10 protein-coding genes are annotated in these 8,095 nt (G+C 62.7%); 3 read left to right on the top strand and 7 right to left on the bottom strand.

Going from position 1 to position 8,095, the window contains the following annotated elements; translation table 11 throughout:
* Positions 1–156 precede the first annotated feature (156 nt).
* Positions 157–1,269, top strand: a complete 1,113-nt coding sequence (locus T281_RS14920; RefSeq protein WP_155955282.1) for an HlyD family secretion protein — start codon at positions 157–159, stop codon at positions 1,267–1,269.
* 48 nt (positions 1,270–1,317) lie between these two features.
* Here T281_RS14920 and T281_RS18425 read toward each other — a convergent pair whose 3' ends face one another.
* Together T281_RS18425 and T281_RS14930 are read right to left on the bottom strand one after the other, a co-directional pair.
* Entirely contained in the window at positions 1,318–1,845 is a 528-nt protein-coding gene (locus T281_RS18425; protein ID WP_245269265.1) for a TIGR02301 family protein, read from the bottom strand.
* A complete protein-coding gene (locus T281_RS14930; RefSeq protein ID WP_052037549.1) occupies positions 1,842–2,273 on the bottom strand; it encodes an NUDIX hydrolase in 432 nt (143 codons plus the stop codon). Before T281_RS14930 ends, T281_RS18425 begins: the two co-directional genes overlap by 4 nt.
* A 181-nt stretch (positions 2,274–2,454) precedes the next feature.
* Between T281_RS14930 and T281_RS14935 the strand changes: the two genes are divergently transcribed.
* Entirely contained in the window at positions 2,455–3,228 is a 774-nt protein-coding gene (locus tag T281_RS14935) for a glutamine amidotransferase (RefSeq protein ID WP_037241079.1), read from the top strand.
* Positions 3,229–3,491: 263 nt separating this feature from the next.
* Here T281_RS14935 and folD read toward each other — a convergent pair whose 3' ends face one another.
* From folD to T281_RS14955, 4 genes are all read right to left on the bottom strand, one after another.
* Complete coding sequence (gene folD, locus T281_RS14940; RefSeq protein ID WP_037241098.1) at positions 3,492–4,400, bottom strand: bifunctional methylenetetrahydrofolate dehydrogenase/methenyltetrahydrofolate cyclohydrolase FolD; 909 nt, start codon at positions 4,398–4,400, stop codon at positions 3,492–3,494.
* A gap of 69 nt (positions 4,401–4,469) precedes the next feature.
* Complete coding sequence (locus T281_RS14945; protein WP_037241081.1) at positions 4,470–4,787, bottom strand: DUF167 domain-containing protein; 318 nt, start codon at positions 4,785–4,787, stop codon at positions 4,470–4,472.
* A 97-nt stretch (positions 4,788–4,884) separates the two neighbouring features.
* On the bottom strand, positions 4,885–5,166 hold the full coding sequence (locus T281_RS14950; RefSeq protein WP_013421056.1) for a YggT family protein: 282 nt from the start codon (positions 5,164–5,166) through the stop codon (positions 4,885–4,887).
* Between the two features lie 420 nt (positions 5,167–5,586).
* Positions 5,587–6,900 (bottom strand): porin, encoded by a 1,314-nt coding sequence (locus tag T281_RS14955; protein WP_155955283.1) that lies wholly within the window; start codon positions 6,898–6,900, stop codon positions 5,587–5,589.
* A gap of 603 nt (positions 6,901–7,503) precedes the next feature.
* Here T281_RS14955 and T281_RS14960 point away from each other — a divergent pair.
* On the top strand, positions 7,504–7,920 hold the full coding sequence (locus T281_RS14960; RefSeq protein ID WP_155955284.1) for a hypothetical protein: 417 nt from the start codon (positions 7,504–7,506) through the stop codon (positions 7,918–7,920).
* A 50-nt stretch (positions 7,921–7,970) separates the two neighbouring features.
* Here T281_RS14960 and T281_RS18430 read toward each other — a convergent pair.
* Positions 7,971–8,095: EVE domain-containing protein (locus tag T281_RS18430; RefSeq protein WP_155955285.1), on the bottom strand; the 125-nt coding region annotated here is incomplete at its 5' end.

Genomic DNA, 8,095 nt, shown 5'->3' on the forward strand with positions numbered 1-8,095 from the left:
CGTTCGGCGACGGCAACAGCGCCGGCAAGATCGCGGCCGCGCTTACGGACAGCCGGGCCACTCAATCGACCATCCGCGCGGCACCGGCCGAGCTTCGCGCATCATGACCAATCGCGGTTTCCCATCGGCTCATCGGCACAACAAGGAGAATATAGCGTGAGCAACAGGACCTTGCATGGCCCCCGGGCGACCTCGTCCGCCCCCGCCGCTGAGCCCATCCAGCTTAAGGCAAGTCGCGTGAAGTGGTCGCGCCTGCTGAAGTTTCTCTTGCAGGTCGGCCTGATCGCGGGCGTGGCTACGGCCATCGGGCTTTACATCACCGGCGCTAGCCTGTTCCTGCACGCGAACGGCATCGTGACGCGGGAGCGCATCCGCGTGGCCTCGCCCTTCGAAGCGCGCATCACCGACGTCTACGTCCATCCCGGCGATTCCGTCATCCAGGGCCAGCAGATCGCCCGCGTCGAATCCGGCTGGATGCTTCGGACCATGACGGACATCGCCGCCGAGCGCGCGCGCATCTCCACGCGTGTCGCACAGCTCGAAGCGCGCCGCTCTTTTATTGCCGCAACGCTTCCTGTCGCCGAGACGAGTGCGAAACAGGCGAAGCAATTCATGGACGAACTCGACAAGGCGCGGGCGCAAGGTCTCGCCGTCTGGCGGTCCACGCAGGAAATCTCGGCCGCTTGGCTCATCGCGCAGGACAAGGCGGCGGGCCTTCGCGCCGAACGCGAATCTCTAGAAACCGAACTCGCGGTGAACAGGTCGGCACTCGTCGACGCAACCAAGGCGCACGACGACCTGAAGCACGCCTATAATGACGGCGTGCTCTTCGCCGCCTCGACGGGCATCGTCGGGCCGACGGTCGGCGTTGCCGGACAGGTTCTCACCGGCCAGAACTCGGTCGCGGACATCTATGTCGGGAGCAGTTTCGTGCTGGCCTACCTTCCCGACAGCTATCTGATGGATCTCGACGAAGGCGACCATGTGTGCGTGCGCGCCTATAACCGCACGTTCAACGCAAAGATCGAGAGCATCCTGCCGGTTACGGAGGCGATGCCGGCGGAGTTTCAGATCCCCGTCAAGGTGCGCGACCGCGGACAACTCGTGAAGGTCGAGCTTCTTGATCCGACGACCTTCGCCATCGGCCAGAAGATCGATGTGACGGGCTCGGTCACGGGAGATTGCAAGGTCGGCGTCGGAACGATAGCGACGCAGACGATCGCGCGCCTGAAGGGGCTGATGCAGACCGCGGCTGCTAAGGCAATGTAGGTCGACGAAGCAAGCCGCCTTCGCGCGGCTCGCTTTATTTTCGGCCGCCTATTTGTCGTTTGCGACAAGTCCGTCGGTGATGGTCGTCGCCTGATCCATGAAGCGCTGGATCGCGACAAGCGCGGGTTGGGTGCAGGTGCGATAGGTGCGGGAGTAGTCGCGATAGCCGCGATTGAAGGCTTCGACGAGCTTCGCCCGCCTCAGCGCGCTCGTCCCTTCCGAACTGACCAGATCGCGCATATGCTCGCGCCAGACCTGCCCCTCATTGCCTCCGCAAAGCTCACGCAGATAATGCAACGTGCCCAGAATTTCGGCGAGGCGGAATAGCTGCGCGTCGTAGGGGCGGTCGTCGGAGCCTAGTTTGCCCTGCGGCGCGACCTCCTGCTGAAGCTGCGGCGGAGGCGGAGCGGGCTGTTGTCGCTGGGGCGCGCGGCGCTGTTGTTGCGGCGGAGGCTGCTGCGGCTGCAACAGTCTTTCGAAGAACTGCGCCTGCGCGGGCTGCATCGCCGCAAAACCCGTGCAGGCCAAAGCCGCTGCCAATGCAGCTCGCAGACATTTCCCTGTCGTGTCGATCATGATGAGCCTTTAGAGAGCGCCGCCTTCGCGTTCCCGATCGCAGTCTCAAGCCCCGGCGTGCAGGTGAGGCGCACGCGCTGCTCGTCCGTGAAAAAACGAGCCTCGGCCGCATCGCCGCCCGCCGCAAGCACACCCGTCACGTCTTCCGCCGCGAAAACGGCAATCATATAATGTGCGGCCACTGCGCCCTCGTCGTCTCGCGCCAACGCGTCGGCAACATCGCCCAAAGTCAGAGCCGAGGCAAGGAGCCCGGTCTCCTCGAAGAGTTCGCGACATGCCGCCTCGCGCGCGGTTTCGCCCAGAAGAACCGCGCCACCCGGCAGCGACCACATCCCCGCATAAGGCGCTTTGCCGCGGCGCACGAGAAGCACGGCCGAACCGCGAAACACCGCTATCGAAACCCCTGCGCGAGGATAGAACGAAGACATTGCGCAATCCCTTTCAACGATAGCTTTCTTCTTTATTGTTCTACAGCCTTGCTCGGGGGTTGAAACCCCGGCGTGCAGCCTTTAGGTTGTAGCTTCGCGGAACGGTAATACTCGCGTTCCAGCTTTTGTGGCACATGTCTTGAGTATTGCACCGGCATCATGGTTTTGTTGCAAACGACACATGTCTGAACTGCTTTCGTTTACCGGCTCGCCAGCTTCGGCTCAGCGTTCCAAAGAGCCCGTTCTCGTGGTCATGCATCGCCGCGAGTCCCAGCCGGGAGCCGTCGGCCAGGTGCTCCGAGCGCACGGACACGCTCTCGACATCAGGCGGCCGCGCTTCGGCGATCCCCTCCCCGCCTCGCTCGACGGCTATGCTGGCGCGATCGTGTTCGGCGGCCCGATGAGCGCCAACGATCCCGACGACTATATCCGCCGCGAAATCGACTGGATCGGCGTGCCGCTTTCGGAGGGCAAGCCTTTCCTCGGCATATGCCTCGGCGCGCAGATGCTGGCGAAACAACTCGGCGCGGAGGTTAAGCCGCATCCGGCGGGCCATTTGGAGGCGGGCTGGGAGCCGATCCATCCGCATGACCAGACTTTGGGGCCATGGCCGAGCCACGTCTATCACTGGCATTTCGAGGGCTTTTCGCTCTGCCGGGACTCGGTGCGGCTGGCGGCGGGCGATGTCTTTGAAAATCAGGCATTCCGTCATGGCCGCAACGCTTTCGGCCTGCAATTCCATCCCGAGATCACGCTTGCGATGATCCACGGCTGGACGGTGCGCGGCGCCGCCAAGCTCGCGCATCCCGGCGCGCAAAAGGCCCATCGCCATGTTGAATCGCACGCCATCCACGGGGCGCGGCTCCGCGCGTGGACAACGCATTTCATGGATGCGTGGCTGAAAAGCGCCGACCGGCGGGACGCCGTGCCCGAAGACCTTCAACGCGCGGCCTGAAACAGCCCGCGCAAGGCGATGTCCGCGTCGAAGTTTGGTGCTTTTCCGGCGACGCGGCGAAGGCTCCCGAAACGCTTTGCCAATCTCTTTTGACGCGACGCTAGTGGTCCGATTCCGACATTTGCATCCCTTGCAGCACCCTCGCGAGCAAATGTCGGAATCGCAAGGACCACTACTAACTTTCTGATTCTAGTGGAGCTTTTGAATTTGGCATTTGATCGATAGCTCGCAGCAACCGGGACTCAAATGGCAAATTCGCTCCACTAAACGCCGCCCCAGTCCAACCCCGCGCGCAGATACGCCGCCCGGCATGTGTTGACCATGAGATAGGCCACCGTCATCGGCCCGACGCCGCCCGGCACCGGCGTGATCGCGCCCGCCACATGCTTCGCGCTCTCGAAATCGACATCGCCGACGAGCTTCGTCTTGCCGTCGAGCGCCGGAACGCGGTTGATGCCGACATCCACCACGATCGCGCCCGGCTTGATCCACTTGCCGGGGATCATGCTCGGGCGGCCCACAGCGGCGACGAGCACATCCGCGCCTGCCACTACGGCGGGCAGGTCGCGCGTCTTCGAGTGCGCGATGGTCACAGTGCAGTTTTCCTGCAACAGCAGATGCGCCATCGGCTTGCCGACGATGTTCGAGCGACCGACCACGACGGCGTTCGCGCCCGCAAGGTTCGGCTGCACGCTCTTGATGAGCTTCAGACAGCCGAGCGGCGTACACGGCACGAAGCCCGGCAGCCCCGCGAACAGCTTGCCCGCATTCACCACATGAAAACCGTCCACATCCTTCTCGGGCGAGATGGCCGCAATGGCGTCGTCCGCGTCGAGATGCGGCGGCAGCGGAAGCTGCACGAGGATGCCGTCAACCGCCGGATCGGCGTTCAACTGCGCGATGAGAGCAAGCAGGCCCGCGCGGTCGATGTCGGCGGCGGGGCGATGCTCCACGGAATGGAAGCCGAGTTCGCGCGCGAGCTTCAGCTTCGAGCGCACGTAAACCTGACTCGCCGGGTTCTCGCCCACGAGCACCACGGCAAGCCCCGGCGCGCGCCCGGTCTTCTCCGCGAACGCCGCCGCGAGTTTCGCCGCTTCGCCCTTGATCTCCGCCGCCATGGCGACGCCGTCAAGTATCCTTCCGACGCCGTCCAGTATCTTCGCTTCAGCCATCGCGTTCACCTTCTTTCTTTTCCCGCATCGCCCTATCCGAAAACCGCGAACACTTTTCGGCGCGATGCATCAGCCCGCCTTTTCGAGACATATGGCGATTTTCGCAAGCAGGTCATCGGCCTTGCCCGCGACCGCGACCGTCTTCAGACGCGACTTCTGCCCCGCCGCCATGGACACGGACGATTTCGGCACGCCGAGCCAGCCCGCGATGAGCACCACAAGCGCCGCGTTCGCCTTGCCGTCTTCCGGCGGCGTCGTGACATACGCCTTGAGCACCGGCTTGCCGTCGAACGCCTCGACGCCCGCCACCCGCGCCGAACTCGCCTTCGGAGTCAGCCGCACATGCAGCAACACGCCATCCGGCTTCGCCGTGGCGGGCAAATCCATCGGGCCTGACCCCGTCCGCTCGGGCCGAACGGGCTCAGGCTTTCCTGTTTTCGTTCGTCCTGTCGGCAAAACCGGAACCCACTTCTGCCCGACGAACTTAAAGGATCCACCCGAAGATGACCACGTCGCGCAGGAAGATCAGGCCGAGGATCAGCACCACGGGCGAAAGGTCGAGGCCGCCGAGATTGGGTAACACGTTGCGGATCGGGCGAAGCAGCGGCTCCGTCAGGCGATAGAGGCCGTCCGCGATGGTGTAGACCACGCGGTTGCGGCGGTTCACCACGTCGAAGGCGATGAGCCAGCTCATGATGGCGCTGATGATGATCACCCAGATGAAGAGCGAGATCACCATCGCGATGAAACCGAAAAATGCATGCATGTGGCTGTGCCTCCCCCGCAAGCGCAGTGAATTCGACATGTGATTCACCCTCGCTGCGGGCTCTCATATCACAGGTCGAATTCCGGACTGCGCTTAATTCGATAAGTTACTCGTGCTCTTGCGGCGTATGCGTTTGATGACGAGCGCGCGGAGAAGAGAACCAGACGTATGCGCCAGAGCACGAGCTCAATGCTGCTTGTTTAGCTTGATTGGAACGGCAACTTCAAGGGGGTTTGGCCTGAGGCGAATTATCTTGGCGCGGCGGCGATGCGGCCGATGGCGCGGGGACCGCGCGGGTTGGCTGCGGATTTCGCGGTCGCTACTCTGGGGGCAGATGGCCGCGCGAGGTTGCGCGGCGCGGGCGCAAAAAGAAAAGGCCGCCCGAAGGCGGCCTTTCCATGAAATCCGGTTTGAACCAGATTAGAACTTCAGCTTCATGCCGGTGACGACCGCATCCCAGTCTTCGAAGCTGGTGGTGGTCGACACGCGATTCGTGGTGGTCGTCACGTCGCCTTCGTAGTGGTGATACTGAGCGTAGACTTCGAGGCCAGCGCCGTCGAAAGCCTGCACGATACCAGCGCCGTAACGGTCGACATTCGAACCAGTGATCGCGGCACCGCCCAAGGTAGCGCCGTCAGCGGCCATATCCCCGTAGTTACCCGCTTCGCCGTAAACCGTGGTCGCGCCGTAATCGAGGAAGCGCTTCGTGATACCGGCCTGGACGTACCAGAAGTCGGAGTCGTATTCTTGGCCGCCTGTGTAGGTCGTGATCGCGCCAGCCGCGCCGGACACGAAGATGCCGGTAGGAACGTGCATGGCCGAAGCCGCGCCGATCACCTTGTCGAACTTTCTCGCAGACGCACCAGAGCGAGGATCGCACGAACCGCTTGTGGGCAAGCCAGCGGTGTACGTGCACGAACCGTAAGGATCGCCGTTGTAGTAGTAGCCGATGCCGGCCGCCACGCGGAATTCACTGAATTCCTTCTGGAACCGCAGGGCGATATCCCACACGTCGTTCTCACCCCAAGCGGCGCTCAGAATGAAGCCGTACAGGGCAGGCGTGTCATAGCGGACGAAGTCACCACGCGAGGAGTCGACAAAAGTACTGCCTTTTGCCATATCGCCCCAAGTGATCCCCGAAGCCCCGCCAGTGGATGTCCTGAGATTGAACTTCGTGTTGAAGTACACGCCAGCGTCCGTCAGCGAGCCGCCGAGGTTGATGAGCGCAAGGTCGTCCGTGGCAGGCGAGCCCTGGCCGAGGGTCAAACGACCGAAGGTCTTGCTCTCGATGAACACGTTGGCCTGACGCGTCGTGATGGTGGAGGCGTCGGTCGGCAGGTCGTCATCCCACTGGTTGACATTCGCCGAGTTAGAGTCGTTCACGCCGAGTTCGATGAGGAAGCCAGCCTTGAGGTCGGACGAGATCGTGCCCGTGCCCTTCACGCGGAAGCGGGTCGAGGACTGGTCGTTGTCGAGCACATAAGCGTCGGAAGCAACGCCGTCATCCCAAGCAACCAAAGCGCGGTTGACCTGGCCGGAAAGTTCCAGCGAAACCTTGCGGTTGCCCTTGCGGACGGTCGTAGCTTCGAGCTCGGCGACGCGCGCTTCGAGGTCGTCAGCGCCAAGGTCAGCCGCCTTGGCAGAAGTGGTAGCGAAAGTGAGGCCGCCCATCATGAGGCCAGCAGCCGCGACAAGCGCAAAAGCGCTAGTCTTATTGAAGATTCCCCCAGTCATGCCCATATTCCCTTTTTCTCAGCGCCAAATCGTTTTGCATTGGCCGCTACGCATCTGCATTCGTTGCGCGCTGCCATCGGTGAACCCCACGTCCATCTTTGTAGTGGAGCACGCCGGCAATCTACACCAACCTCAGGTTGTATTGGAACCCCTCCAACCTGTTCTTGCCCTGACCGATGCAAATCGGCAACTCTGGCTCCGAGCGGCATTAAGACACTGATATTATGATGGAAAGTTTGTATCTCGGCGTCGCAACGCTCCGTATGCGCCGGTGGCGCGCGAAGGAGACGAAGGAATTTCGCAAGGTCCCTAACCGAGGCAGCTCGGCTTTTTATTAAAAGGGCGCGTCGCAAGCACACGCGGACCGTGCATCGGCCAACGTGCACCGCCAGTTCTCCCGGGCGCGGCGACGCAGCGCGGGCGGACACAACCCGGACGCCCTGTCACGCATCTTTCCCGGCGAGCAAAACAGATTTATGATGGGCGGCAAGGTTCGATCCAAAGAGAGAGGTTAGACATCGGTCTTCGGTCGGCTCGTTCGGCGCAGCTTCGCCGGAAGGGCGTAGCGCGTTGACAGGCGGCATGCCTGAGAAGGAGAAGGCGATGGGAGGCACCGAAAACAAGTTCGACGCAAACTCTCAGAGCGAAGAGTTCGACGCCGATCCGGCCGCATCGGGGTTAGCGCGCCAGCCTGATGAACGGCCGTTGGCAATCGCGCCCGATGACGCGGCGTTGCAGTCGGAAGCCGCGCGGCGGGAAGACGCTGCCGCCGCCGCTGAAAGCGAGCTTGCGCCGCTAGATTCGACGCCCGCTCATCACGAGCCTTCGTTGGCGGAGGAGGCCGAGACGCGTCAGGGGCCGGTGCCAGACCCCGCAGTGCCTCCGCACGAGCCGCCACCGCCAGGTGCGCCCGACCTCATCCTCGACGAGCGGCTGACATCCGCTGCCGCGCCATTTTTATATCTGCTGGCGATCGTCCTGCTCGCGGTGGCAGGCTATCTTATCTACTCATTTTTATAAGACGCATTCGGGAACGGTCATCGCCACGGATCGCCGTTCCTTCGTGGCGCTCATCGCGGGGGCTTATAGCCACCTATGGCGCAGACGATGTCCCACTCTTCGGCGGTGACGGGCTGAACGGAAAGCCGCGAGTATTTCACCAGCGCCATATTGGCAAGTCGCGGCTCGCTCTTGA

Origin of the sequence: Rhodomicrobium udaipurense JA643, from assembly GCF_000636015.1 — a bacterium.
GTDB classification, from domain to species: Bacteria; Pseudomonadota; Alphaproteobacteria; order Rhizobiales; family Rhodomicrobiaceae; genus Rhodomicrobium; species Rhodomicrobium udaipurense.